General features: G+C 61.0%; 29 protein-coding genes and 1 tRNA gene. 12 read left to right on the forward strand and 18 right to left on the reverse strand.

Features of this window, described 5'->3' with window-relative positions; genetic code table 11:
* Nucleotides 1-19: 19 nt before the first annotated feature.
* On the forward strand, nt 20-1,114 hold the full coding sequence (gene ddlA, locus A7D21_RS13615) for a D-alanine--D-alanine ligase (protein WP_069551934.1): 1,095 nt from the start codon (nt 20-22) through the stop codon (nt 1,112-1,114).
* 22 nt (nt 1,115-1,136) lie between these two features.
* Here the strand turns inward: ddlA and pgeF are convergent, their stop codons facing one another.
* The 8 genes from pgeF to A7D21_RS13655 form a co-directional block, all read right to left on the reverse strand.
* Nucleotides 1,137-1,859 (reverse strand): peptidoglycan editing factor PgeF, encoded by a 723-nt coding sequence (pgeF, locus tag A7D21_RS13620; protein WP_069551935.1) that lies wholly within the window; start codon nt 1,857-1,859, stop codon nt 1,137-1,139.
* Nucleotides 1,860-1,884: 25 nt separating this feature from the next.
* On the reverse strand, nt 1,885-3,714 hold the full coding sequence (gene ggt, locus A7D21_RS13625; protein ID WP_069551936.1) for a gamma-glutamyltransferase: 1,830 nt from the start codon (nt 3,712-3,714) through the stop codon (nt 1,885-1,887).
* 37 nt (nt 3,715-3,751) lie between these two features.
* Nucleotides 3,752-4,531, reverse strand: coding sequence for a PhzF family phenazine biosynthesis protein (locus A7D21_RS13630; RefSeq protein ID WP_053254233.1), 780 nt, complete (start codon nt 4,529-4,531; stop codon nt 3,752-3,754).
* Between the two features lie 120 nt (nt 4,532-4,651).
* Nucleotides 4,652-5,485: an EamA family transporter gene (locus A7D21_RS13635; RefSeq protein ID WP_069551937.1), complete on the reverse strand. Its 834-nt coding sequence runs from the start codon at nt 5,483-5,485 to the stop codon at nt 4,652-4,654.
* On the reverse strand, nt 5,482-6,048 hold the full coding sequence (locus A7D21_RS13640) for a GNAT family N-acetyltransferase (protein ID WP_053254235.1): 567 nt from the start codon (nt 6,046-6,048) through the stop codon (nt 5,482-5,484). The genes A7D21_RS13635 and A7D21_RS13640 overlap by 4 nt, the downstream gene beginning before the upstream one ends.
* 94 nt (nt 6,049-6,142) lie before the next feature.
* Nucleotides 6,143-6,219: transfer RNA gene (locus A7D21_RS13645), tRNA-Met, on the reverse strand.
* A 114-nt stretch (nt 6,220-6,333) separates the two neighbouring features.
* A complete protein-coding gene (locus A7D21_RS13650) occupies nt 6,334-6,591 on the reverse strand; it encodes a hypothetical protein (RefSeq protein ID WP_073637335.1) in 258 nt (85 codons plus the stop codon).
* Between the two features lie 514 nt (nt 6,592-7,105).
* Nucleotides 7,106-7,657: an RNA polymerase sigma factor gene (locus A7D21_RS13655; RefSeq protein ID WP_069551938.1), complete on the reverse strand. Its 552-nt coding sequence runs from the start codon at nt 7,655-7,657 to the stop codon at nt 7,106-7,108.
* A gap of 262 nt (nt 7,658-7,919) precedes the next feature.
* Between A7D21_RS13655 and sctW the strand changes: the two genes are divergently transcribed.
* The 11 genes from sctW to sctU are packed head-to-tail and all read left to right on the forward strand — an operon-like array spanning nt 7,920 to nt 18,084.
* On the forward strand, nt 7,920-8,993 hold the full coding sequence (sctW, locus tag A7D21_RS13660; RefSeq protein ID WP_069551939.1) for a type III secretion system gatekeeper subunit SctW: 1,074 nt from the start codon (nt 7,920-7,922) through the stop codon (nt 8,991-8,993).
* On the forward strand, nt 8,990-11,083 hold the full coding sequence (gene sctV, locus A7D21_RS13665) for a type III secretion system export apparatus subunit SctV (RefSeq protein ID WP_069551940.1): 2,094 nt from the start codon (nt 8,990-8,992) through the stop codon (nt 11,081-11,083). The genes sctW and sctV overlap by 4 nt, the downstream gene beginning before the upstream one ends.
* A gap of 37 nt (nt 11,084-11,120) precedes the next feature.
* Nucleotides 11,121-12,020: an FHA domain-containing protein gene (locus A7D21_RS13670; RefSeq protein ID WP_069551958.1), complete on the forward strand. Its 900-nt coding sequence runs from the start codon at nt 11,121-11,123 to the stop codon at nt 12,018-12,020.
* Nucleotides 12,017-13,375 (forward strand): FliI/YscN family ATPase, encoded by a 1,359-nt coding sequence (locus A7D21_RS13675; protein WP_053254239.1) that lies wholly within the window; start codon nt 12,017-12,019, stop codon nt 13,373-13,375. Before A7D21_RS13670 ends, A7D21_RS13675 begins: the two co-directional genes overlap by 4 nt.
* Nucleotides 13,362-13,805: a YscO family type III secretion system apparatus protein gene (locus tag A7D21_RS13680; protein WP_053254240.1), complete on the forward strand. Its 444-nt coding sequence runs from the start codon at nt 13,362-13,364 to the stop codon at nt 13,803-13,805. Before A7D21_RS13675 ends, A7D21_RS13680 begins: the two co-directional genes overlap by 14 nt.
* Nucleotides 13,802-14,260 carry a type III secretion system HrpP C-terminal domain-containing protein gene (locus A7D21_RS13685; RefSeq protein ID WP_053254241.1) on the forward strand — a complete coding sequence of 153 codons (459 nt, stop codon included), beginning with the start codon at nt 13,802-13,804 and terminating at the stop codon, nt 14,258-14,260. The genes A7D21_RS13680 and A7D21_RS13685 overlap by 4 nt, the downstream gene beginning before the upstream one ends.
* Entirely contained in the window at nt 14,257-15,270 is a 1,014-nt protein-coding gene (locus A7D21_RS13690; protein WP_069551941.1) for a FliM/FliN family flagellar motor switch protein, read from the forward strand. The genes A7D21_RS13685 and A7D21_RS13690 overlap by 4 nt, the downstream gene beginning before the upstream one ends.
* Nucleotides 15,267-15,920 (forward strand): type III secretion system export apparatus subunit SctR, encoded by a 654-nt coding sequence (gene sctR / locus A7D21_RS13695; protein WP_053254243.1) that lies wholly within the window; start codon nt 15,267-15,269, stop codon nt 15,918-15,920. Before A7D21_RS13690 ends, sctR begins: the two co-directional genes overlap by 4 nt.
* Nucleotides 15,921-15,927: 7 nt before the next feature.
* A complete protein-coding gene (gene sctS / locus A7D21_RS13700; RefSeq protein WP_053254244.1) occupies nt 15,928-16,191 on the forward strand; it encodes a type III secretion system export apparatus subunit SctS in 264 nt (87 codons plus the stop codon).
* 10 nt (nt 16,192-16,201) lie between these two features.
* Entirely contained in the window at nt 16,202-16,990 is a 789-nt protein-coding gene (gene sctT / locus A7D21_RS13705) for a type III secretion system export apparatus subunit SctT (protein ID WP_053254245.1), read from the forward strand.
* Nucleotides 16,987-18,084, forward strand: a complete 1,098-nt coding sequence (sctU, locus tag A7D21_RS13710) for a type III secretion system export apparatus subunit SctU (RefSeq protein ID WP_069551942.1) — start codon at nt 16,987-16,989, stop codon at nt 18,082-18,084. The genes sctT and sctU overlap by 4 nt, the downstream gene beginning before the upstream one ends.
* Here sctU and A7D21_RS13715 read toward each other — a convergent pair whose 3' ends face one another.
* From A7D21_RS13715 to A7D21_RS13760, 10 genes are all read right to left on the reverse strand, one after another.
* Nucleotides 18,085-18,456 carry a hypothetical protein gene (locus A7D21_RS13715; RefSeq protein ID WP_053254247.1) on the reverse strand — a complete coding sequence of 124 codons (372 nt, stop codon included), beginning with the start codon at nt 18,454-18,456 and terminating at the stop codon, nt 18,085-18,087.
* Complete coding sequence (gene hrpT / locus A7D21_RS13720) at nt 18,453-18,656, reverse strand: HrpT family type III secretion system protein (RefSeq protein ID WP_053254248.1); 204 nt, start codon at nt 18,654-18,656, stop codon at nt 18,453-18,455. Before hrpT ends, A7D21_RS13715 begins: the two co-directional genes overlap by 4 nt.
* Nucleotides 18,653-20,794 carry a type III secretion system outer membrane ring subunit SctC gene (sctC, locus tag A7D21_RS13725; RefSeq protein WP_069551943.1) on the reverse strand — a complete coding sequence of 714 codons (2,142 nt, stop codon included), beginning with the start codon at nt 20,792-20,794 and terminating at the stop codon, nt 18,653-18,655. The genes hrpT and sctC overlap by 4 nt, the downstream gene beginning before the upstream one ends.
* Nucleotides 20,795-20,808: 14 nt before the next feature.
* A complete protein-coding gene (locus tag A7D21_RS13730; RefSeq protein WP_053254250.1) occupies nt 20,809-21,207 on the reverse strand; it encodes a hypothetical protein in 399 nt (132 codons plus the stop codon).
* Nucleotide 21,208: 1 nt separating this feature from the next.
* On the reverse strand, nt 21,209-21,424 hold the full coding sequence (locus tag A7D21_RS13735) for a hypothetical protein (RefSeq protein ID WP_053254251.1): 216 nt from the start codon (nt 21,422-21,424) through the stop codon (nt 21,209-21,211).
* Between the two features lie 96 nt (nt 21,425-21,520).
* Entirely contained in the window at nt 21,521-22,120 is a 600-nt protein-coding gene (gene sctL, locus A7D21_RS13740; protein WP_069551944.1) for a type III secretion system stator protein SctL, read from the reverse strand.
* 16 nt (nt 22,121-22,136) lie between these two features.
* On the reverse strand, nt 22,137-22,694 hold the full coding sequence (locus tag A7D21_RS13745; protein WP_232005446.1) for a type III secretion protein: 558 nt from the start codon (nt 22,692-22,694) through the stop codon (nt 22,137-22,139).
* A complete protein-coding gene (gene sctJ / locus A7D21_RS13750; protein ID WP_069551945.1) occupies nt 22,669-23,451 on the reverse strand; it encodes a type III secretion system inner membrane ring lipoprotein SctJ in 783 nt (260 codons plus the stop codon). Before sctJ ends, A7D21_RS13745 begins: the two co-directional genes overlap by 26 nt.
* Before the next feature lie 6 nt (nt 23,452-23,457).
* Nucleotides 23,458-23,826 (reverse strand): hypothetical protein, encoded by a 369-nt coding sequence (locus tag A7D21_RS36210; RefSeq protein ID WP_232005447.1) that lies wholly within the window; start codon nt 23,824-23,826, stop codon nt 23,458-23,460.
* A 62-nt stretch (nt 23,827-23,888) separates the two neighbouring features.
* Entirely contained in the window at nt 23,889-24,074 is a 186-nt protein-coding gene (locus tag A7D21_RS13760; RefSeq protein ID WP_053254254.1) for a hypothetical protein, read from the reverse strand.
* Nucleotides 24,075-24,184 lie beyond the last annotated feature (110 nt).

Raw genomic sequence — 24,184 nt, forward strand, 5'->3', positions numbered from 1 at the left:
TCAACAGTGAGGCCGAGTCATGAGCAAGGTGCGGGTAGGTATTATTTTTGGTGGCCGTTCGGCCGAGCACGAGGTCTCGCTGCAATCGGCGCGCAATATTGTCGATGCACTGGACCGCTCGCGTTTCGAGCCCATCCTGATCGGCATCGACAAGGCCGGCCACTGGCACCTCAACGACACCTCAAACTTCCTGATCAACCAGGAAAACCCGGCCTTGATCGCCCTGAACCAATCCAATCGTGAACTGGCGGTGGTGCCCGGCAAGGCCAGTCAGCAAGTGGTGGAAACGTCCGGTCAGGGGTTGCTGGAACACATCGACGTGATCTTTCCGATCGTCCACGGCACCCTTGGCGAAGACGGCTGCCTGCAAGGCCTGTTGCGCATGGCCGACCTGCCGTTTGTGGGCTCCGACGTACTCGGCTCGGCGGTGTGCATGGACAAGGACATCAGCAAACGCCTGCTGCGTGATGCCGGCATTGCCGTCACCCCGTTCATTACCCTGACCCGTCGCAACGCGGCGCGCACGTCCTTTGATACGGCCGTGAGCACGCTCGGTTTGCCGATGTTCGTCAAACCCGCCAACCAGGGTTCTTCGGTCGGTGTGAGTAAAGTCGGCAACGAAGCGCAGTACCACGCCGCCGTCGAACTGGCCTTGGGTTTCGATGAAAAAGTGCTGGTGGAGTCCGCCGTCCAGGGCCGCGAAATCGAATGCGCCGTGCTGGGCAATGACAACCCGATCGCCAGCGGCTGCGGCGAGATCGTGGTGAGCAACGGGTTTTATTCCTACGACAGCAAATACATCGACGGCCAGGCCGCCCAAGTGGTGGTGCCGGCCGATATCAGCCCTGAAGCCAGCGAGCGCATTCGCCACCTGGCCATCGAAGCGTTTGAGGTATTGGGCTGCGCCGGGTTGGCGCGGGTCGACGTGTTTCTCACCGGCGCAGGTGAAGTGCTGATCAACGAAATCAACTCACTGCCCGGCTTCACCCGCATCAGCATGTACCCCAAGCTGTGGCAGGCGGCGGGGATGAGTTACAGCGACTTGGTGAGCCGGTTGATCGAGTTGGCGCTGGAACGGCACGCGGGGCGTAAGGGGTTGAAGATCAGCCGGTGAGTGTTCAAGGGCCGCGTGTGCTTCAGGGGCTACGAGCGATCCACGAATAGATCAACGTCTTTGCCTCTTGCGGGTGATGAGTTCGGCGGCGGTAGCTGGCGAAGGTGGGGGAGCTGCAATAAGTGCACACCTCACTGACGTCGATCTGCTCACGCTTAACCCCTGCCGCCTGCAACAGCATCACCCCATAGCCGCTCAAGTCAAACCAGGCACTGCCCGCCTGCCTCGCGTAGGGCGGCGCAATCTGCGGGGCCAGCAACGGCGCCGGTTGCTCGACGTGCCACGGTGCCTGAGCGGCATGCCACACGTGAGCCTGGTCCGCCTGAAACTGCGCAATAAACCCCGCGCTCACTTCATAACAGCAGGGCTTGATCGATGGCCCGATAGCCACCTGCAACTGCTCCACAGCAAAACCTTGCGCGGCAAACTGCTGGACGGCATTGGCGATAATCCCGCCTTGCAACCCCTTCCAGCCACCATGCACGGCCGCCACCATCGCGCCGTCTGTGGTCGTCATCAGAATGGGCAGGCAATCAGCGGTAATCACGGCGATCGGCTGCTGCTCGCGCGTGAACACGCCATCCGCCTCGACGGTATTGGCCACCTGACCCGCCTGCCATTCAATCACCGACGCACTGTGCACCTGCTTGCAGATGAACACGTCATCCGGGCGCAGGGGCTCATTGATCGAACAAAAACCGTGTTCGACGCCGGGGATGGCGTCGAGATTATCTGCCTGGTGCACCGCGTGCGCTCCTTTGAATAAAGACTCAGTCGCCGACCGCTTCGCCTTCACGCCGCGGGTCTGCGCCGCCGCTGAGCGACAGCTTGCCGTGGGCATCCCGCGTACGAACGATGGCCTGGATACCGCTGGTCATATCGATCTCGCTCAACGCATGGCCCTTGTCCTTGAGTGCCTGTTTCAATGCCGGGCTGAACAGACCTTGCTCCAGTTCTGTCGCACCGTTGCGGCTACCGAAGTTAGGCAGGCTGATGGCGGCTTGCGGGTCGAGGTTCCAATCGAGCATTGCCACCAGGGATTTGCTCACGTACTCGATGATCTGCGAGCCACCCGGTGAACCCACCGTGGCCAGCAACTCGCCGCTCTTGCGGTCGAACACCAAAGTGGGCGCCATGGCCGAGCGTGGGCGCTTGCCGGGCTCGACGCGGTTGGCCACCGGTTGGCCGTTTTCTTCGGGGATGAACGAGAAGTCGGTCATCTGGTTGTTCAGCAAGAAGCCCTGGACCATCACGTGGGCGCCGAACGCCGCTTCCACCGTGGTGGTCATCGACACGGCGCCGCCCTGGTCATCCACCGCGACCACTTGCGAAGTGGAGATGCGCAGCGGCGAGCGGTCCGGCGCGTAGGCCACCTGGATGCCCGCAGGCTGGCCCGGTTTAGCGATGCCCATGCTGCGTGCGCCGATCAGCGCGGCGCGTTTGGCCAGGTAGTCGGGAGCGACGAGGCCGGCGACCGGCACCGCTTCGAAGTCGCTGTCGGCCACGTACAGCCCGCGGTCGGCGAAGGCCAGGCGGCCCGCTTCGGCGATCAGATGCACGGCTTCTGGCGTGGGCTCAAGGCCGGCAGGCGAGGCACTCTTGACCGGTTTCATGGGGGCGATGGCCTGGCGTGGGTCGCGGGCTTCCACGGCCTGCAGCGTGCCGAGGATCTGCGCCACCGCAATCCCGCCTGACGACGGCGGTGGCATGCCGCACACCTGATATTGCTTGTAGTCGGTGCACAGCGGCGTGCGTTCCTTGGTGGTGTAAGCCTTGAGGTCCGCTTGCGACAGGCTGCCCGCATTGCGGTTGCCCTGAACCTTGCGCGCGATCTCGTCGGCAATCGGCCCGTGGTACAGCGCGTCCGGTCCTTCCTTGGCGATACGTTTGAACACGGCGGCCAGCGCTGGGTTCTTGAGCAGCGTGCCGGTGGCTTTAGGCGTGCCATCGGCATTCAGAAAATAGGCCGCCATGTCGGGTGATTGCGGGATGAAACGGTCGGCGGCGATCAACGCGTGCAAGCGTGGAGAAATCGCGAAGCCTTGCTCCGACAGACGAATAGCGGGTTCAAACAGCTTGGCCCATTGCAAGTGCCCGGTCTTCTTGTGCGCCATCTCCAGGGCGCGCAAGACTCCGGGTGTACCGACCGAGCGTCCGCCAATCTGCGCGTCGGTAAACGCCATCGGCGTGCCATCGGGCTTCAGGAACAAGCGCTCAGTTGCACCGGCCGGTGCCGTTTCGCGGCCGTCATACGCGTGCACGGTTTTTCCGTCCCAGAGCATGATGAACGCGCCGCCGCCGATGCCGGATGACTGCGGTTCCACCAGGGTCAACACGGCCTGCATCGCAATCGCCGCATCAATCGCCGACCCGCCCTGGCGCAACATCTCGCGCCCGGCTTCGGCCGCCAGTGGGTTGGCGGCTGCAGCCATATGGCGCTCGGCGTGGCGGGTGGTGAGGTCGGTGCGATAACCCGAACCCAACTCCGGTGCCGGCGGCTGTTCATTGACCGGGGTGTGACAGCCAGCCAGGGCGAGGGCTGCGGCAATCATCGACAGTTGACGGCGGGAAATCGAAAACACGCGTTGAACTCCGTTCATTTTGAGAATGATCTGTTGTCCTTGGGGGAAGTGCTTTTTACAGGTAAATCGTGCCTTGCAGGTAGAGCGCCGCGTGGCCGGAGATAATCACCCGGTCGCCTTTGAGCTCACAACGCAGCTGCCCACGGCGCTTGCCGCCCTGTTCGGCGGTCAATAGCGACTTACCCAAACGTTCGGCCCAGAACGGTGCCAGCGAGGTGTGGGCAGAGCCGGTGACCGGGTCTTCGTTGACGCCTACGTTGGGGCCAAACCAGCGGGAAATGAAATCAAAGCGCGTACTGCTGGCCGTCACTGCAATCCCGCGTTTGGGCAGGCCCTTGAGGCGTGCGAAGTCCGGCATCAGGGCGGCGACCTGGGCTTCGTCGTCGACTAGAACGATGTAGTCATCGGTGGCAAATACTTGCGCGTGCTCAAGCCCCAATGCGCTCAACAGGCCGGCGGGCGGTTCGCAGCGCTGGGGCTGTTTGGCCGGGAAATCCATTGCCAGCTCATCGCCATTGCGCGTCACGCGAAGCTCGCCGCTGCGGGTGGCAAAGCGCAACACTTCAGGCGCGCCCGGCAACTGGTGAATCAACACCCACGCGGCTGCCAGCGTGGCATGGCCGCACAGGTCGACTTCAACTTCCGGCGTAAACCAGCGCAACTCATACACCTCGCCACGCGGCACGAAAAACGCGGTTTCCGAGAGGTTGTTCTCGGCGGCGATGTTGTGCAATTGCTCGGTGGGCAGCCACTCGGTGAGCGGGCAGACGGCCGCCGGGTTGCCGCCAAAGGCCTGTTGGCTGAAAGCATCGACTTGGTAGATGTCCAATTTCATCGCAGGCGCTCCATGTGAGGGGAGGCTGGACACTAGCAGTGGGGTTACGGCAGCGTCAAAGTACAGATGGCGCCTTTTTTTCAGCGCATGAACCCTGCACGGTCCAGGGATCAACCGCGCTCAACCCAGGCGCAACAGCATCGCCCCGACGGCAATGACGCACGCGGCAACGATGCGAACGCGCGTGAGAGGCTCTTTGAGCACCCAGGCTGAAATCACCACGCCGAACAGGATCGACGTTTCTCGCAGTGCCGAAACCGTGGCGATCGGTGCCTGGGTCATTGCCCACAGGGCCAGGCCGTATGACGCCACGGTGCCCATACCGCCAACGACGCCCAGCCGCCAATAACGCGCGACGTAGCCACAAAACACGGCACGCCGTGTCACTAACGCCCACGCGGCAAGCGGGATGCCGGTGAGCAGGAAAATCCACAGGGTGTAAGCCGCCGGCGCGCCGGATTTGCGCACGCCAAAACCATCAATCAGGGTGTAACCGGCAATCACACCGGCGTTGATCAGCGCCAGAACCAAGCCCTTTCTTTGCCCTGCCGAAGGCGCGGCCGCCATGCTCAAAATGCCGAGTGAGATTATGGCGATCCCCAACCATGCGCACGCCGACAGCGGTTCAGACAGCACAAACATACTCACCGTTGCCACCAGTAGCGGCGCGGTGCCGCGCATGATCGGATAAGTCTGGCTCATATCGGCAATGCGGTACGTTGAGGCGACCAGCACGAAATACAGCACCTGGAACAGCACCGATGCGCCGATAAACGGCCAGCTCTCAGGTGCCGGCAGCACCAGGAACGGAACCGCCGCCAACGCGATCAACGAGGCGACGGAGGCGATCATGCAGGTGGTCAACAGCGTGTCGACGCCGCCTTTGACCACAGCGTTCCAGCTGGCATGCAGTGCGGCACCCAGCATGATAATCGCGAAGACGGTGAGGCTCATGCGTCGCCGTGTGCGCTGTTGATCAGCGACGTCAACACGTGGTCGGCCCACTCGCCGTTAATCTTGAGATAGGCCCGCGCTGCGCCCTCTCGCTCGAACCCGAGCCGTTTGAGCACGAGCGCACTGCGTTCATTCTCGGGCCGGTAGTTGGCCATGATGCGATGAAGCTTCATCTCGTCGAACACATAGGCAATCGCCGCGCTCAGTGCTTCGTGCATCAACCCCTGGCCCTGAGCCGACTCGTCGAGTGCATAACCCAGATGGCACGCTTGGAATGCGCCACGCACGATGGTGGTGAAGTTACAGCTGCCGATGATCTGCCCGTCGCGCAGCATCAGCAGATGCAACGCTTCGCCGCAGGCGGTTTTCTCGGCCATGGTTGCCAGGCGTTGGCTGATCGCACCCAGTTCGAAATATTCATCGTCGCGCGAGGGCTCCCAGGGTTGGAGGAACGCGCGGTTGGCCACGAGGTGCGCGTGCAGGGCGCTCGCGTGAGAGGGGTGAGCCGCTTGCAGCAATAGCCGCTCGGTGGTGATGCCGTGGGTGGGGAACTGAGGGTTCACGTATCGCCTCCTTGGGGTTGGGGCGAGTATGCCTCAGGGCTTTTCTGGAGGCATAAAAAAACGGCCTACCTTTCGGTAAGCCGTTTTTAGTACTTGGTGGCTACACAGGGACTTGAACCCCGGACCCCAGCATTATGAATGCTATGCTCTAACCAACTGAGCTATGTAGCCAAGTGGCGCGCATTATTCGCGTAGAACGGGAATGCGTCAAGCACTTTTATTGAAAATTTTTCTACGCTTTCAACTGTTTAACCAGAATTGTCGGTTCTGGCGACGAGTGGCTTGTCATTCGTGCGTCGGCTGGGCCGTGCGCGGGTGCAGGCTTTCAATCGAGCGGTCGATCACGGTCTTGGCCATTTCGAGCAAGTGCCATACGGCGTGGATCCTGGCGCGGTCGTGGGGTGGCAGGTGGTCACCGCAGTCGAGGACGGTGGCGCTGGCGCTGTGGATCAGGTGGGAAAGGTAGAGCTGGGCGTCTTCGAAGCTGAGGTTTTCGTTGACGACGAGGCAGTCTGCGGGTGGGTCGGGGAGTGCTTTGGTCATGGTGTAACTCCTATTGAACTGGGGGCTGCCACCAACGCTGCTAAACGATAGGTGGCGGCCGTGCGCGGGTTAGCAGACCGGTCAATAGGAAAACCAGCGCATCCGAAGATGCCCCACGCACAGCCACCATAAACGGAGACGTGAACCGTGCGTCTATTGAACCAGGCTGCTAAACCCGATCACTGTACTCAGTGACGGATTGAAGACTAGCCAGTGGTTTCAACAGGCACAAGGCGCCCGGGATTGTCTAGGAAACGTCCTGCAATTTAAAGAGACTTACCCTGCTGGCCCTTTACAAGCGATGTCGTTAACGCCCTCGTAGGGTAGATGCTCAGGAGCAGGCACCGGGCAATAGGGGGATGATTACCAGGGTGTGCTTCGGGCAGAGGCTTGATGTTGGCGGGATCATTGCGGTGCGGCGCGGGCCGCTGGTGGTCTGGTTGTTACGTACGCAAAAGGTCTGAATTCGGTTGGGCAGATATCCCTGCTGCCCAACGCTTGCCCCCAGGGCTGCTTACGGGTGCAGCGGGTTGTGCGTGACGCGTTTGAGGTGTTCACGCGCCCGTGACAGGCGTGAGCGAACGGTACCGATGGGGATGTCCAACACGTCGGCAGTGTCCTGATAGCTGCCGTCGGTTTCCAGCGAGGCGTACAACGTCCTGCGCATTTCTGCCGGCAGATGGTCGATGGCGCTCAGGGTTTTCTCCAGTCGGCGGTTGACCTCGAATTCCCAATCCAGGTTGTTGTTTTCCTCTTGTCCATGCCACAGCGACTCATCGAATTCGCAATGCACCGGTTTGGCATACATCCGCCGGAAATGGTTGCGGATCAGGTTCTGCGCAATGCCGCACATCCAGGTGCTGAGGGTGGCCTGACCACTGAAGCGCTCGCGGTTGCGCCAGGCTTCCAGGTACGTCAGTTGCAGGATGTCATCTGCATCTTCGGGGTTGAATACGCGTTTATGAATAAAACGCCGGAGTTTCTTCTGCTGGTCGTCCGTCAGTTGGAGCATGAATTGAGGCGAGCCGCCAACGAGCTGCGCTAAAGCTTCAATAGGGATATTCACGATTTTTTCCTCAGGGTAGACGCTATCGAAATAATTTCGACGGGAACCCCTTTAGCACTGGCTGTGCCAAGCGGAAAAATCATGCAACTTGCTGATTTATTTATATAAATATTTTGAAATGCAGCGGTTTTGCGCAGCTATTTGCAAAAGACCTGCTCACGTCGCGCGGGTTTTTTCAAAAAAACGCGACGGGGGATTTCGATGGAACCGTATGGCACGGGCTTGCCACATAGGGACACAAACTTCCTGTCCTGGCACGCCCATGAAAGTCGAATTCAACCATGATCTGCACAAAGTCCAGAGCCTGGACCTGCCTGCACCTGAGAAGGCCGCCCAAGCCCGAACGCACGTCGCCGCGCCCGGTGTCGATGAGCTCGCCAGCATTTTCAGCCAGGAAGTGGCGCTCACCAGTAAGGCACTGAACCAGCGCGCGATGGGCGTGCGTGTCACCCCTACCGAACAGCTTGCGCAACTCTATGATCAGTTGGGGCACCCGGCTCAGACGAGCCTGGCAGCCCTGACTCGCCAAGTCAGGCAGCACTTGCAGCAGTCGCCCAGTGTTGAAAAGTTGTTGGACCTCACGGGGGGCGACCCGGCGCGTACGTATGTGGTGCTGCGCCAGATTACGGCCCAGGCAGAAGCCGAGGTGCGCAAGACGGAAGCCGCGCTGGCACGTGATGCCCTGGCCAAACTGGAAATTCGCTACAAGCGGGAAATCCAGGCGGCCCTCAATATTGCGATGGCGTTGCAGGCCAACAGTGATGATCCGCAGGAGCGTCAGGCGGTACGTGCGCTGTATTACGCCAATGTGGTGGTGCGCCAGTCGCTGGCCAGCATGATGCAGGCGTTGTTGGGCCTGTACGGCGGTGAGCAGTTCTCTGGTGGGCTCAACATCATGCGCCGGGCCTTGGCTGACGATATTGCGGCCTGCGCCTCGTCGGTTCCGACGGCCAAGTTGCGCACGCTGCTGCTGGGCCTGCAAAGCTGCGGTCAATTGGGGGGCGTGCTGTCCAGTTGTCGCACGTTGATCCAGCGTCTGAAGGTTGAACACGACGCCGTCATCCTGTTGCAGCGCCTGTTGGGGTACGCCGGTAATGGCATCGCCCCGTCCGAGGTCCAGCGGCTGGCGGATGAGTTGGCGGGCAGCGAATCGGCCCACCAACTGGCCTCGCTCAATGCGGTCTACCCGGTGCTCAAAACGTTGCCCATGGCGTTGTGGCGCGATACGCGGGGGCGCCAGGAGGGCCTGCACAACTTTTTGCTGGTGATGGATGAGTTCACCCGCCTGGAGAACAGCCAGGCTCGGCTTGGCAGTGATCCGAGGGCATTGGCGTGACCGTCCTGGCGACGCTTAACCGCTGGATGCTCAAGGCCGCACAACGTGCCGAAGTCCTTGGCGCGGTGGTGGTGTTGGCCATCGTGTTCATTTTTATCGTGCCATTGCCCACCTGGCTGGTGGATATCCTCATTGCACTGAACATCTGCATTTCCTGCCTGTTGATTGTGCTGGCGCTCTACCTGCCGGGGCCGTTGGCGTTTTCTTCGTTTCCGTCGATCCTGCTGTTGACCACCATGTTTCGCCTGGCCCTGTCGATTGCGACCACGCGCCTGATCCTGCTGGAACAGGACGCTGGCGATATCGTCGAGGCATTCGGCAATTTTGTGGTGGGCGGCAATCTGGCGGTGGGGTTGGTGATCTTCATGATCCTCACCCTGGTCAACTTCCTGGTGATTACCAAGGGGTCGGAGCGGGTTGCCGAAGTGGCGGCGCGGTTCAGTCTGGACGCGATGCCCGGCAAACAGATGTCCATCGACAGCGATTTGCGTGCGGGGTTGATCGACGGCGTGCAGGCGCGCGACAAGCGTGACCAGTTGTCCCGCGAGAGCCAGCTGTTCGGGGCCATGGACGGGGCCATGAAGTTCGTCAAGGGCGATGCCATCGCCGGCTTGGTGATCGTGTTGATCAACCTGCTGGGCGGCTTCTCCACCGGCATGTTCCAGCACGGCATGAGCGCCGCCGACTCGATCGCCTTGTATTCGGTGCTGACCATCGGCGACGGTCTGATCGCGCAGATTCCCGCGCTGCTGATCTCCCTGACCGCCGGCATGATCATCACCCGCGTGGCCCCCGATGGACGCAAGGGCATCACCAACATGGGCGCTGAAATTGCCCGCCAGATGACCAGCGAACCCAAGAGCTGGATGATCGCTTCGGTCGGAATGCTCGCCTTTTCGGCGTTGCCCGGCATGCCCACGCTGGTGTTCATCCTGATTGCACTGATCACCGGCTGCCTGGGTTTTTACCTGATGCGCCAGCGTCAACACCAGGAGCAGGAAGCGGCCGGTGCCACCGTCGAGATGGCGCCGGAAGAGAACGGGCTTGTGGACTTGCGGGGGTTCGATCCCTCGCGGCCCTATCTCTTGCAGTTTCCGCCCGTGCTGCGTGGCACAGACGTGGTGGTAGAGCTCATGCACGAGATTCGCAAAGCGCGTAACGGCATCGTCGCCAGGATTGGCTTGACCCTGCCGCCGTTTGAGGTCGAGTTCGACGCCTCCCTGGCCGACGATGAAATGCGTTTTTGCGTGCATGAAGTGCCAATGGTCAAAGCCACCCAAGGCCAGCGAGTGGCGGTCGCGCGCTCGACATTCGAAGACGAACCGGGCAACGGCATCCCGGGGCTGCTCGAGCGTGAGGAGCAGGATTGGGTGTGGCTGGCCGCCGATCATCCGCTGCTTGAGGATCCGCAGCTTGAGCGTTTCAGCGCCTTGAGCTTGATCATTGAGCGCATGACTCAATCGATGATGCTCAGTGGGCCGCAGTTTCTCGGGATACAGGAGAGCAAGTCGATCCTCGGCTGGCTTGAAAGCAATCAGCCCGAGCTGGTTCAGGAGCTGCAGCGCATCATGCCGTTGTCGCGTTTTTCGGCGGTGCTGCAGCGCCTGGCCAGCGAAGGGGTGCCGCTGCGCGCGGTGCGGCTGATTGTCGAATCGTTGATCGAGTATGGCCAGCACGAGCGTGAGCCGGAGGCCTTGGCTGACTACGCGCGCATTGCGCTCAAATCGCAGATTTTTCACCAGTACAGTGAGACCGACGGTTTGCATGCCTGGCTGCTGGCGCCGCAGACCGAGAACATCTTGCGTGAGGCGTTGCGCCAGACGCAGACCGGGGTGTTTTTTGCGCTCGACAATGACAGCAGCGCGGCGCTGGTCAGCTTGCTCAACCAGGCCTTTACCCTGCGGCCCAAAACGAAAAGCGTGATGCTGGTGGCGCAGGATCTGCGTAGCCCTTTGCGCACGCTGTTGCTCGAAGAATTCAACCATGTGCCGGTGCTGTCGTTCGCCGAATTGGGCAGCACCTCCAAGGTAAAAGTGCTGGGGCGTTTCGATCTTGGCCAGGACGTGTTGATGCACGGGGCGTTGGCATGAATACGGGGTTGCTGTCATTACCGGGAAGGGCTCGATGATGTTCGAGCTGCGTGTGTTGGATGGTTTGCATCAGGGCGCCGCGCTGCCCTTGTTCGGTGAGCAATGGAGTATCGGTGCGCATGCCGACGCCGACCTTTTGCTCAACGATGCCGGGATTGCCGAGTATCACGCACGGTTGCGGCTGGTCGGTTCACGTTGGTCGGTGCAGGCAGAAGCGGGGCTGCTTCAAGGGCCCGATGGCCTGGTCCAGGCGCAGATCGCCAACCTTGCACTCGGCAGCGCTTTTTCAATGGGCACCATTCGTTTGTGTGTCACGCCGGCCGACCATCCCTGGCCCCAGGCGGCTGCCCCCCAGCCTGTACCCGTGGCGCCCGATCACGAGGCCGCGTTGACGCTGACGTTGTCTTCCCTCTCGCCGTCGCGGCAGAAGCACTTGATCAGCCTGGTGCTGGTGCTTGCCGTGATCTTCGTGGCGGTCGGTATCGCCTCCACGGGAGACCGCGATGCACAGGCGTCATTGATGCCGGCGCTGGAGCAAAAACGTGAGCTTGCCTCGCCTTTCGAGGTGCGTCAGCAACTGCTGAAAATGCTCAGCGAGCGTGAATTGGGCCCGAAGGTCAACTTGCTGGTGATCAATGGCCAGATTGTGCTGGACGGCGAAGTCGCCCAGGACGACGTGGAATTGGTGACCCGCATGCTCAGCCGGTTTGGCGAGCAGTTTGATACCGCCGTGCCGGTGTTGAGCCGTGTGCGGGTCAGCGACGGCACGCTGCCTTTCAAGATTTTGCAGATCGTTGGCGGGCCCAACGGCCATGTGGTCCTGGAGCAAGGCGAGCGCCTCTTTGTGGGTGACGAAGTGGACGGGTTGCGCTTGGTGCTGATTGATAACAACAAGGTGGTTTTCGATGGAGCACAACGTTATGAGGTGCGCTGGTGAACGATAGCCTGCAAGAGCGTCTGGACGCCTGGCAGCAGCGTCAGTCCCAGGCATTGACGCGCTTTGCGCCCGTCATCCAGCGCGGTCGCATCCAACGCGTCAACGGCATGCTGTTGCAGTGCCGGTTGCCCGAGGCGCGCATCGGCGATTTGTGCCGGGTCGAGAAGTCACTGGGTGACGACATGCTCGCCGAAATCATCGGTTTTGATCAGCAGGACGCGGTGCTCAGTGCCCTCGGTAATCTCGAAGGTGTACGGGTGGGCGCCGGCGTGGAGCGTCTGGGCGTGCCGCACCGGGTACGCGTCGGTGATGACTTGCTGGGCCAGGTGTTGGATGGTTTTGGTCGGCCGATTGCGGGCGAGGGGCCCAGTGCGTTTGTCGAAACCGCCAGCGGTGATGCGAGCCCGGTGTTGTGTGAGGCGCCGTTGCCCACGGAGCGCCCACGCATCAACCGGGCGTTGGCCACCGGCGTGCGCTCGATCGATGGGTTGCTGACCTTGGGCGAGGGCCAGCGCGTTGGTTTGTTTGCGGGTGCGGGGTGCGGCAAGACGACCTTGTTGGCCGAAATCGCGCGCAACGTGGATTGCGATGTGATTGTGTTCGGTTTGATCGGCGAACGGGGCCGCGAGCTGCGCGAGTTTCTCGATCATGAGTTGGACGACGCGTTGCGGGCCAAGGCGGTGCTGGTCTGCGCCACGTCCGACCGTTCCAGTATGGAGCGCGCCCGGGCCGCCTTTACGGCGACGGCGCTGGCCGAAGGGTTTCGGCGCAAGGGCAAGCGTGTGCTGCTGTTGATCGACTCCTTGACGCGTTTTGCCCGGGCCCAGCGCGAAATCGGTTTGGCCGCGGGTGAGCCGCTGGGCCGTGGTGGTTTGCCGCCTTCGGTCTACAGCCTGCTGCCACGTCTGGTCGAGCGCGCCGGGCTGACCCGCGACGGCGTGATCACGGCGATCTACACGGTGCTGATCGAGCAGGACTCCATGAGCGACCCGGTGGCGGACGAGGTTCGTTCGCTGCTGGACGGCCATATTGTGCTGTCACGCAAGCTGGCTGAGCGCGGCCATTATCCGGCAGTCGATGTGCTGGCCAGCCTTTCACGAATACTCAGCAACGTTGCTGAGCCTGGGCACATTCAAGCCGGTACGGCGTTGCGGCGTCTGTTGTCGGCGTATCAGCAGATCGAACTGATGCTCAAGTTGGGTGAGTACCAGCCAGGCAGCGATGCACTGACCGACATGGCGGTGGACAGCCGCCAGGCCGTCGATGGTTTTTTGCGTCAGGACTTGCGTGAGCCCACGCCTGTGGCGATGACCCTGGAGCAACTGACGGAGCTGACCGCGTATGTCCCATTCTGATTCGCACCCTGCTGACCCGATGCTCGGCGAAATCGAGACCCTGCGACGTTTGCGCAGGCACCGCGCAGACCGTGCCGAACGCGCGTTGCGTGAGGCGAAAAGAACCCAGCAGGCCTTGTTGGCAAACATCCGCCAGGCAAAGGACACCCTTGAACAAACCCGTCTGGATGAGGCTGCGCAAAGTGCGCAAATGCTTAGCGAGCACCAAGGGCAGGTGCTGACCTTTCAGGCACTGAAAGCCTGGAGCGCCCAGGAGCAGACATTGTCCGCCAGCACCCGGCGCGAGGAAGGCCAATTGCATGAACTGCAAGGCCAGCGGGAGCGGCAGGAAATTGAAATCGGCAGTGCCCAGAAGCAGGTGACCTTAAGCCTGCGCCAAGTCGAAAAACTTCAGGAATTGTCCATTTTGCTGGCTCAGGAGCCGACATGACCAAGGTGTCTACCAGCCCGCCCAAACGCCCACGCCCGCGCGCCCCCCGCAACGACCTCGCGCCGGGTAATGCCCTGGTGGTGCCGTGGGAACAGGTCCGCCTGTTTACCCAGCTGTTTGACCATGGCGGTGACGGGAGCGGTGGCGGCGCTTCGCTGGCGGGGCGCAAGGCTTGCACCCAGGTGGCGATGATCGAAGCGTTGACCGAACAATTGGCGCCGCGTGTTGTGGGCGCCTCGCAGTGGCCGCTGGTGGCGGTCCTGTACTTGCCGCGCCTGGGGCGGATCAACGCGAGTGTGCGCCGTGAGCCGGGCGCGTGGAGCATTGAACTGGCGGCGGAGGAAGCCTCCACCGCGCACTGGCTGGGCGGCGTACGGCAACGCTTTCAGGATGGCCTTGAGCAGAGCGTGGGCGTGCCGGTGAGCTTGAGCCTGGCCAGTGTGGGCCCGGCATGATGGCCGCGTTGCTGAACCTGCCCACGGTCATGGCTGACGCGGTGGCTGCACGGCGTCGGATGGGGCATGGCTTGCGTATGCCGTTTCAGGTTGCCGAGCAGAGCGGTGAGCTGCTGCTTGAGCCCGGGCCGGCGCCGGCGGGCATCCAGCCGTTGTGCTTCGAGACAGCCTGCGGGGTGCTGGCGTTCGGTGAGCCCGGGCCGTTGTTCAGCCTGATGGGCGAGTGCCCGGTGACGCTGGCGCAGTCGGGTAACGATCCGGATTCATGGTTTTGGGAGCTGTTCCAGCACCACCTCAGCACCCAGGTACGCGGGTTGTTGGGTTACCTGCGCTTGCGCGTGAGTGAGGCCCCTTCGGACTTTGGTTGCCGCCTCACGGTGACCTTGGGCGCGTCCAGGGTCGTGGGCTATCTGTGGCTGGCCCCGGAGAGTTTTCTCGCCGTGTGCGAAGCGGGGCCCTGGCAGCCTGTCGCCCAGCCGCTACCGGCGTCGTTTCAAGTGGCTGTCGCGGTGCTACTGGGGCGCCTGCAGTTGCCCATTACCCAAGTCAGCAGCCTGCGCGCGGGCGATGTGGTGTTGCTTGAGCAGGGTTTTTTTCAAGCCCAGGGCGACGGCTACGTGCAGGTCGGCAGGCAACGCCTGCATGGGCGTATTGATGATGAGTCCGGGCCCTTGTGCCTGACCCTAACTTCTATTGAGGACATGTTTGTGGACGAGGATTTTGCAGCGCAGCACTACCTTGGGCAGGAGGACGACACGCCGGTGGAGGATGTCTTCGGCAACGAGCCGTTCGATGAATTGAGCATGGCCCTGAACGTGCGCTGCGGGACGCTGAACCTGACCCTCGGCGAGTTGCGCAATCTGGCTCCCGGCGCGGTGTTGGGGCTCTGCGGGTATGCACCGGGCATGGCCGGGCTCTATTACGGCGACCGGCCTATCGGCCAGGGCCAGTTGGTCGAAGTGGACGGGCGGCTCGGTCTGCAACTAACGCGAGTGATGGTGTCCCGATGAGCTTTCAGGGGGTAGACCCTCTCGTACTCGCGCTGTTTCTTGCGGCATTGTCGTTGATGCCGATGTTGTTGATCGTGTGCACGGCGTTTTTGAAGATCGTGATCGTGCTGATGATCACGCGCAACGCCATCGGTGTGCAGCAAGTGCCGCCGAGCATGGCTATCAACGGCATCGCGTTGGCCGCAACGCTTTTTATCATGGCGCCGGTGGGGTATGAGATCGCCGAGGCCGTCAAGGTCACACCGTTGAACCTGAGCAACGTGCAGACGCTGCAGCAGACCGGGCTTGAAGCGGTTAAGCCGTTGCGGGCATTCATGCTGCGCAACGTTGACCCGGATGTGCTCACGCACTTGCTGGAAAACACCGCGCGCATGTGGCCGGCGCAGATGGCGCAGGACGTCCAGCGCGAGGACTTGATCCTGCTGGTGCCGGCATTTGTGCTGTCGCAGTTGCAGGCGGGGTTCGAGATCGGGTTTTTAATCTATATCCCGTTCATCGTGATCGACCTGATTGTCTCCAACCTGCTCCTGGCATTGGGCATGCAAATGGTCTCGCCCATGACCATTTCCCTGCCGCTCAAATTGCTGTTGTTTGTGCTCGTCTCCGGATGGTCGCGGTTGCTCGACAGCCTTTTCCTTTCTTACCTCTGAGCCCTCTATGGAACCGATCGTGCTGTTCAAGCAGGGCATGCTGCTGGTGGTCGTGTTGTCGGCCCCGCCGCTGATCGTGGCGGTGGTCGTTGGCGTACTGACTTCGCTGGTGCAGGCCCTGATGCAGATCCAGGATCAGACGTTGCCGTTTGGCATCAAGCTGGTGGCGGTGGGTATCACGCTGGCTGTGACGGGCCGTTGGATTGGCGTGGAATTGATCCAGTTGATCAACCTCACCTTCGACATGATCGCCCGCTCGGCGCTCAACTGAGGCATTGCCTGTGTTGCTATACCTTGAGTTCCTGCCCAGCCTGCTGATTGGCATGGCGCGCATTTACCCCTGCGCGTTCCTGGTGGCGGCGTTTTGTTTTCAGCACATCCGCGGTATGCCCCGGCACACGATCGTGATGGTCATGGCGCTGCTTCCCGCACCCGGTATCCACGCCGCGTTGACGGGTAGTGACTACTCGGCACTGCTGCTCGCCGGGCTGGTGCTCAAGGAGGCGATGCTGGGTTTTTTGCTGGGCGTGTTGCTGTCGATGCCGTTCTGGATGTTTGAGGCCGTAGGGGCGCTGTTGGATAACCAGCGGGGTGCCTTGGCCGGTGGCCAGTTGAACCCCTCGCTTGGCCCGGACGCTACGCCCGTCGGCCACCTGTTCAAGGAACTGGCAATTTTTCTATTGATGGCCACCCTGGGCCTCGGGGCGCTGACCCAAGTGATTTGGGACAGCTACGAAATCTGGCCGCCGACCGCCTGGTTCCCGGTGGTAGGGCCTAATGGGTTTGGTACTTTTATCGCGCTGCTGGGCGATACCTTCACGCACATGATGCTCTACGCGGCGCCCTTTATCGCGGTGTTGCTGTTGCTTGAGTTCGGCATCGCTTTGCTTGGGCTTTACAGCCCCCAATTGCAGGTGAGTACGCTGGCCCCACCGGTCAAATGCCTGGCGGGGATTGGTGTTTTGATCCTGTACTTTGCGTTGCTGCAGGACTTGATCGTCGGGCGCATGGTGTTACTGGGCGACCTCAAGCACTCCCTCGGTTTGATGTTCAAGGTCGCGACGCCATGAGTGATTCAGGCGAGAAAAAGCACCCCGCCAGTGCCAAAAAACTGCGCGACCAGCGCAAGAAAGGCCAGGTCGCCCAAAGTCAGGATGTCGGCAAATTGCTGGTGCTGACCGCCATCAGTGAAATTGCGTTATTCACCGCCGAAACCAGTCTGCAGCGCTTTCAGCAACTGATGGCGTTGCCCCTGTCGCGCATCGGCCAGCCTTTTGTTCACGCCCTTGAGGAAGTGCTGTTGGACGCCTTGCGGGTGTTTTTCTCCTTCGCCCTGTTGATGGTCGGCGTGGCGATTGCCGTGAAGTTGATCAGCAGTTGGATGCAGTTCGGGCTGCTGTTTGCACCGGAAACCTTGAAGCTGGATTTCAATCGCCTCAACCCGCTCAAACAAGCCAAGCAAATGTTCTCCAAACAATCGCTGATGAATGTGTTGATGGGCATCGTCAAGGCGGTGCTGCTGGGCCTGATTCTGTACGTGGTGATCGGCCCGTCATTGAGCGCATTGATCAACCTCGCCAACAGTGACCTGCAAAGTTACCTGCTGGCGCTTATCACCCTGTTTCGCCATTTGCTGCATGCGTGCCTGGGCTTGTTGCTGGTGCTGGCGCTGATTGACCTGACACTGCAAAAGTATTTCTTTGCCCAGCGCATGCGCATGACTCAGGTTGAGGTCGTCAAGGAGTACAAGGACATGGAGGGCGACCCCCACGTCAAGGGCCAGCGGCGCCAGCTTGCGCAGCAACTGGCTCAGGAGGAGCCGAAGGTCAAGCTGCCCAAGCTCGAAGAAGCCGACATGCTGGTGATCAACCCCACGCACTTTGCCGTTGCCTTGTACTACCGCCCCGGTACAACCCCACTGCCGTTGTTGGTGGACAAGGGCACCGATGCCGAGGCGCGACACTTGATCGCCCGCGCCAAGGCCGCTGATGTGCCGGTGATCCAATGTGTGTGGTTGGCGCGGACGCTGTATGAGAAAAAGCTGGGGGCGAGCATTCCTCGCGACACGTTGCAGGCGGTGGCCCTTATCTACCGGACCTTGCGCGAGCTGGATGATGACGCCAAGCGTGAAACCCTGGAGTTGCCGGAGCTTGAGCAACGCTGATCAGCGAGTCATGCGGCCGTCCAACGCTTCAAGGTTAGCCAGCGAGAGCATCCGGCTGAGCGTTGCCTCACGTTCAGTGCGTTGCGCAGGCAGCGCATGCCAGATCACCAGGGCGCGTTGGCCATCGAGGTAGGCAAAGCAGCCCTCGAACGCGACGGCCTGTTCGAAACGGCGTTGCAATACGCGTTGCAACTGCCCGGCCTGCAACGCCTCGCCGGCGATTTGCAGGCTCAGCCCCTGGCGTGCGCCGACCTGCACTGTGCACAGCTTGATTCCCGGGCTGAGCGCCTGGAGAGCGGCATCGTCGCTCTCCAGGCGGTCCAGGAACGTTTGGCGGTCCAAGTCATTGCCAGGTAGGCCCATCGCACTCATCGTTCCAAAGACACTGTCTGATAGTCCGGGCGCTCGCCGGATGGGCCAGGGGCCACGCGCATCTGCGGCGGCCACCAGACCACCAGCGTGTCAGCACTCGATTGCGGGCGTGTGCAGGAATCGCCTTTGCAGGTGGGCGTACAGCCGGCGACGAGCAGTGCCGCACCGATCAGGGTGGCGTACAAGAGTCCGTGGTTCATGGTGTGGTCTTCTGGGTTGGGGTGAGGAGGGAAGGGCGTGTCACGCCAATGTGTTCATCCTTCACGACGGGACGCATGGCGATGAACACTTCGGCTTCCTCACCCGGCTTGAGCCAGGCGCGTGGCCAGACACTGACCGCCAGGGTCTGCGAGTTGCTGCATTCATTTTCATCGATACGCACATTGCGTTTGATCTGGTTGCGCAGCACCACGACCGCCACGTTGAACTGTGGGCCGCTGTACCACTGGCTGCGTTCGGTGTTGAGTGCCAATACATCGCGAGTGGTGCACAACGTGTTCAACCCCAAAGGCATCGGCCCAGCCTTGAAGCCATCCGGCACTTGCCCGCTGACCAGACGCGCCAGGGTGCCGGTGATGTCGCTGCGCTTGATCTCCGGCTGGTGAGGAGAAAGGCGGCGGGCCAAAGGTTTGAGGGCGGCCTGCAATTCGGCCTGGTCTTCTTGGGGCAAGTAGCGTGAGGGGTCGTCCTGATCGCCGATGACCCGTGGGGTCAGGATGAACAGGCGTTCGCGGCGGTTATTCAGTCGCTCAGTCGAGGAGAACAACGCCTTGCCCAGCAACGGGATATCTCCCAGCAGTGGCACCTTGTTTCGCTTGTCTGTGTTGTTCGTAACGTGGAACCCACCGACCACCAACGAGCGTTTCTCTGCCATCACCGCTTGTGTGCTGACCTTGCCTCGGCGTACATCGAGGTCTTTGATCGAGGGGTTGGACTCATCGAAATTGCCGTCTTCAATATCCACCACCAAATGGATCTGATGGCTGCCGCGGCTGGTGATGACCCGCGGCACTACCTGAAAACTGGTGCCGACGGTGACCGGCAAAATGGTTGCGTTCTCTGTGCCCGCCTCCAGGAACCGCGTGCGGTTGAAGTCGATGACCGCCGGCTGGTTTTCCAGGGTGAGCACCGACGGGTTGGAGACCAGGGTCGCCAGGCCTCGGGCCTCCAGGGCGCGTACGGCAGCGATAAAACTGTCGCGGTTGGCAATGGCCAGCTGTGAGGTGGTGCCGGGCGCTACGCTGGCGCCGCCACGGAAACGGCTGTTTTGGAAGCCCCAGGTGACCCCGAATTCGTTCAGCTGCGTGCGCTCGATATCGAGGATGATTGCGTCGATCTCCACCAGTTTGCGCGCCACGTCGAGTTGGGTGATCAACTCGCGGTACATCGCCTGGCGCTCCGGCAGGTCGTAAATCAGTACCGCGTTGTTACGCACGTCGGCCTCGACACGGATACGACTGGTTGCACGTGAGGTGCGTGGGGTGAGCGATGCGCCGGTCGCCAACTCCCCGGTGTTGGCTGAAGTGCCGAGCATTTGCTCCAGTAGCGGGTTATTCAGCCGGGGCACGTTCGGCGTCACCAGAGCGTTTTGCGGCTGGGCGCCGGGAGGCTGGCTCGCGCTCGAGAGTGCGGAGGGCGTGCGCGGTTCCAGCAACCCGCGCAACATTGTGGCGATGCCCGGGATGGTCAGTTTTTCACCGCGATAATCCACGACGCGGTCGGTGGCGTTGGCAAACTTCAGTGGATAACTCAGTACGCTCTGTTTTTCATCCGGCACGCGGCGCTGGCTGCTGAATTGTTTGATCTGTTCGATATAGCGCCTGGGGCCGGAGACCAGCACCACGCCGTCTTCGGGCAGCTCGCCCCAGCCGAAGCGAGCATCGAGCAGGCCGATATCGGTCAGTGCTTGCTTGAGATCGGAGAGGGTCTCGGAGGAGACTTCCAGTCGCGCCGACTCTTGCTGGTCCAGCGTGCTGATGTACAGCGTGTTGTTGTACAGGTACCACTGAAAGCGGTGCTCAACGCTGAGCCTGTCGAGCAATGATTGAGGGGTGTTGGCGCGTATCTTGCCATTGACCAGGCCTTCCAGCAGGCCTTCGACCTGTAGCTGGATACCAAAGGTTTGCGCGAAATCTTCCAGCACTTCCCGCAGGGGCTTGTGCTGCGCCTCATAGGCGTAGGCGGTGTTTTTCCATTCGGGCGGAATGGCGGCCACGGCGCTTTCCAGAGGCGCCAGCAACCAGGGCAGCAGCAGCAGGCTGCGCCAGTGACTACTTTTGGTCGCGCACGCAGACGAGTCGGCGCACAAACTTAGGCGTTTGTGGGGCTTGTTGTACATGGAGAGTTCTCTGATTAATGCGCCAGCGAGCGTAGCGACAAAGAAGGGGGCGGCAGTGCCGGCCGAAGCTGGCGCGCGACCATCGCGCGCCAGGCGTCACGTTGGTTGAGCAGGTTTTCGACGCAGCTCAAGACGTGTCTTGCATCCAGATCATCCGGCAGCGGCAGGCACTGAACCAGCCACAGCGTGCCAGTGTCGGGCGCTTGCGCCAGGGCACCCTGGAAGTGGTTCAGGCTGGGTTCACCTGGCCGCATCCAGGTTTCCAGTTGCGCGTTATCGGGCCTGTGCAGCGTCAGTTGGACACTCAATCGCAGTGTGTCCGACAGGCGTTGCAGGGTCATTGCGTAGCCGTCTTCAAACAGGCTGAGTGAGTCTTCACGACCCTGCGCCCAGTGGATGATCAGGGCGCTCAACTTACTGCACGCCGTCGAGCGCTGTTTTGAGCAGCATGTGCCGGGCACGGATCTGTTCGTGAAAGGCCCACTTGGCATTACGTTGCTGCAGGCCCAGTTCGAAAAGGTCGACATCGGCGTCGTCTATGTCGGGATCCGCTATCGCCGTTTCCGCGCGATTTTTTTCAATGTCGCTTCGTCTCAACAATTGGCTCTTCAGGTTTGCGTAGAATTCCATAGACGTTTACTCGTGATGTGTATCAGCTATGTGGTGTGCAGATCGCCACCAGTTCCATGCGGATGAACGTTTTTGAGCCCACAGGATTGCCACGTTTCACCCAGGGAGGTCACTTGAAAATGCTTCTTCGGTGACGAGTAAAATTTTGCGCATCGAGGCCCAATCGATACGAAAGTCGCCCTCGTCTGTTTCCAGTACCAGTGTCTGCAGCCTAACCCTGTTATCCGCGCGAAGTGCCCAGTGGGTGATGTCCAGCATGGCCAGAGATTGCTTCAGACTCTCCACCTCCTGCGGGTGACACAGGAGTGTTGCGGTGACGCTGGGAAGCTGTGTGGCCATCAATCGTTTGATCAGGGCGGTGAGGCGTTGCGCGGGGGGAATGTCGTCCAGCAGGCAACACAGTGCCTGGTCGGCGATCGACGTGGCGTATCGCTCCAGGTGGTTGCACAGGGTTTGGCGTTGGTGTTCCCACTGTTCGAGCTGGGCGTTCGCCCGTTGCCAGAATGCCAGCTGGGCTTGCTCAAGCAGGGCGTCGCGCTGTTTTGCTGCCTGGCTCAGCACCTCATCGGCCTGGGCTTTGGCACGCGCCAGCATTTGGCTGGCGTGAGCACTCTCCCTGAGCATTTCCTGGGTAATCAACACAGGTGCCTGGCCGGGGGAGCTGTCGTATAAGTCAATTTTGCGTCGGCATAGCATCGAGGGGCAGCTCTGTTCAGTTTAGGAAGTCTTCGTCGCTCGTGGTCGTCACTCGCCAGACGATGGCTTGCCAGAGCGTGTCGAGCCGACTGTGTGCGTCTTCAAGTGAGTAAGATGTGGCTTCCATTTGCTGCACCCGTGGGCGTGAAAAACGCAAGCGAAGCCGTTGCCAGATGGCAGGGGAGACCCAGGCACGCAATAGCTGCAGTGGATCGTCGTCGGGCTGCAACAAGGCTTCAGGGCTTAGCGCTTTGGAGAGGCGCAGGCACCATTGGTGATGGATGTCGCTTACCGGTCCGTCGATAGGGCGATGACAGGTGTTGCCCAGCAGAGCCAGCATCTGGTTGAGTTGTTCGGTTGAGGCGAGGGCCAGCCGAAGTACGCTGGTGTGAGGGGGCGGCGGCAGGCAGGGCGCGATACCCAGCAGCTTGCTGATTCGCGCGTGCTGGGCACGACGGAGTGCGTCCACGCTGTCCTGGTCAAGTACACGCCAATCTGCATGTGAGGCTTCCCAGGGAAGGGCCCACCATTGGGCCCAGGCGCGATGTTCACTCATCGGGTAACGTTGCCCCATGGGGGGTCGCCTGCGCGCGCTTTCGGTTACGCCAGAACAGTCCGCCGGCCACTGCCAGCACGCTACCGACCACTAATAGCGCTACGCAGACGCGCCAGAACGCAACGTCGCCTTCCGGGAGCAGGAAAGGCCCGAAATAGCCCAGTCGCTGCTGTTCCGTATAGGCGGTGGACGGGACAAAAACCACGGTCAGTTTTTGTGAGTTATCCACTGCCGTCGACATGCCGGGGATACTGCTGGCGACCATACGGCGAACCCGGGCGCGAATATTATCGGGCTCAAGCCTGGGGTCATGTTTGATAAACACCGACGCGGAGGCGGGCTGCACCGGTTCCCCTGGCGCGACACGTTCGGGTAGCACGACGTGGACGCGTGCGACGATAACGCCGTCGATATTCGACAGGGTGGCTTCGAGCTCCTGGGACAAGGCATAGATATAACGAGCTCGTTCCTCCAGCGGGGTGGAAATGACGCCCTCCTTGCGAAAGGTTTGCCCCATCGTCACCCGTGCAACCTTGGGCAGCCCGGCGGCTTCCAGCGTACGAACCGCCCGGCTGATGTCCGAGGCGCTGACACGAACAGTCACGCCCTCTTTGGCCGGGACTTTTTGTGCGCGTATGTGTTTGTCCGCCAGTTCCGCGATGACCTCATTGGCTTCCTGTTCGGACAATTGGCGGTGTAATTCAACACTCTCACCGCAGCCGCTCAGCATGAGTAACAGCGATAACATGAAGCCCGGGGTCAGGAGACGGATCATTTTTACCTACTGCAGGTTGCTGATTTTTTCGAGGAATTGGGCGGTTTTACCGACGCTCTTGGTCAGCACCTGGGTGAGCAGCATGGTGTCTGAAAGGTTGCCGGCATAGTTGGCGCTGTCCTTTTCCTTGTTCCCGGTGCTGTAGGCACGCAGGCCCTTGGTCAAGCCGGTGGTCGACTTGATCAGTTGATTGGACGCATCGACCAGTAGGTTTGAGGATGGGGACGCTGATGAAGCAGTGACGCGGCGTGCCGAACCTTCCAGTTGTGAGCTGAAAAAACTCACATCTTCCCGTGGGAGCGTCGACTCTTGAGAATGGGTGGAAGGGGGCAGGGCGTTGTTGTTACCCGACATGAGGTTACGGTCTACACGCATAGAGGGCCTTCACGAGTGATGGAAGTAGCCTCTCCTGCCGTTGGGCAGGAGAGGTTGGCGAGTTATCGCACGGCTTCAGCGTTCTTTTTTGCTTCGTTCGTTTCGTAAACCTTGTTGCTTCGTACGAAGGATTTACGTTGCATTTGGTCGCGCTCCCGCTCCAGGTCCTCGTTGTTTCCGGTGGAACCAGAACCGAAGTTAGCGCCGAGGGCGGAGAGGAAGGATGAAATGCTATTGATGCCGCTCATGTTGAAGTCTCCACAGTTAGTGTAAGAAATATCAAGGGTAAGCCAAGTTGACTGTCGGTGTTTACGACGTCTTAGAAAGCGCCTGGCTTGTAACGTGTGTGGTCGCTCCC

Source organism: Pseudomonas sp. AP19 (genome assembly GCF_001728855.1).
GTDB lineage: Bacteria > Pseudomonadota > Gammaproteobacteria > Pseudomonadales > Pseudomonadaceae > Aquipseudomonas > Aquipseudomonas fluorescens.

Coding starts and splice junctions, on each gene's coding strand:
- ddlA (WP_069551934.1), top strand. CDS start 20: ATGAGCAAGGTGCGGGTAGGTATTATTTTTGGTGGCCGTTCGGCCGAG.
- ggt (WP_069551936.1), bottom strand. CDS start 3,714: ATGAACGGAGTTCAACGCGTGTTTTCGATTTCCCGCCGTCAACTGTCG.
- A7D21_RS13630 (WP_053254233.1), bottom strand. CDS start 4,531: ATGAAATTGGACATCTACCAAGTCGATGCTTTCAGCCAACAGGCCTTT.
- A7D21_RS13635 (WP_069551937.1), bottom strand. CDS start 5,485: ATGAGCCTCACCGTCTTCGCGATTATCATGCTGGGTGCCGCACTGCAT.
- A7D21_RS13650 (WP_073637335.1), bottom strand. CDS start 6,591: ATGACCAAAGCACTCCCCGACCCACCCGCAGACTGCCTCGTCGTCAAC.
- sctW (WP_069551939.1), top strand. CDS start 7,920: ATGAAAGTCGAATTCAACCATGATCTGCACAAAGTCCAGAGCCTGGAC.
- A7D21_RS13670 (WP_069551958.1), top strand. CDS start 11,121: ATGTTCGAGCTGCGTGTGTTGGATGGTTTGCATCAGGGCGCCGCGCTG.
- A7D21_RS13680 (WP_053254240.1), top strand. CDS start 13,362: ATGTCCCATTCTGATTCGCACCCTGCTGACCCGATGCTCGGCGAAATC.
- A7D21_RS13685 (WP_053254241.1), top strand. CDS start 13,802: ATGACCAAGGTGTCTACCAGCCCGCCCAAACGCCCACGCCCGCGCGCC.
- A7D21_RS13690 (WP_069551941.1), top strand. CDS start 14,257: ATGATGGCCGCGTTGCTGAACCTGCCCACGGTCATGGCTGACGCGGTG.
- sctR (WP_053254243.1), top strand. CDS start 15,267: ATGAGCTTTCAGGGGGTAGACCCTCTCGTACTCGCGCTGTTTCTTGCG.
- sctS (WP_053254244.1), top strand. CDS start 15,928: ATGGAACCGATCGTGCTGTTCAAGCAGGGCATGCTGCTGGTGGTCGTG.
- sctU (WP_069551942.1), top strand. CDS start 16,987: ATGAGTGATTCAGGCGAGAAAAAGCACCCCGCCAGTGCCAAAAAACTG.
- A7D21_RS13715 (WP_053254247.1), bottom strand. CDS start 18,456: ATGAGTGCGATGGGCCTACCTGGCAATGACTTGGACCGCCAAACGTTC.
- hrpT (WP_053254248.1), bottom strand. CDS start 18,656: ATGAACCACGGACTCTTGTACGCCACCCTGATCGGTGCGGCACTGCTC.
- sctC (WP_069551943.1), bottom strand. CDS start 20,794: ATGTACAACAAGCCCCACAAACGCCTAAGTTTGTGCGCCGACTCGTCT.
- A7D21_RS13735 (WP_053254251.1), bottom strand. CDS start 21,424: ATGGAATTCTACGCAAACCTGAAGAGCCAATTGTTGAGACGAAGCGAC.
- sctL (WP_069551944.1), bottom strand. CDS start 22,120: ATGCTATGCCGACGCAAAATTGACTTATACGACAGCTCCCCCGGCCAG.
- A7D21_RS13745 (WP_232005446.1), bottom strand. CDS start 22,694: ATGGGGCAACGTTACCCGATGAGTGAACATCGCGCCTGGGCCCAATGG.
- sctJ (WP_069551945.1), bottom strand. CDS start 23,451: ATGATCCGTCTCCTGACCCCGGGCTTCATGTTATCGCTGTTACTCATG.
- A7D21_RS36210 (WP_232005447.1), bottom strand. CDS start 23,826: ATGCGTGTAGACCGTAACCTCATGTCGGGTAACAACAACGCCCTGCCC.
- A7D21_RS13760 (WP_053254254.1), bottom strand. CDS start 24,074: ATGAGCGGCATCAATAGCATTTCATCCTTCCTCTCCGCCCTCGGCGCT.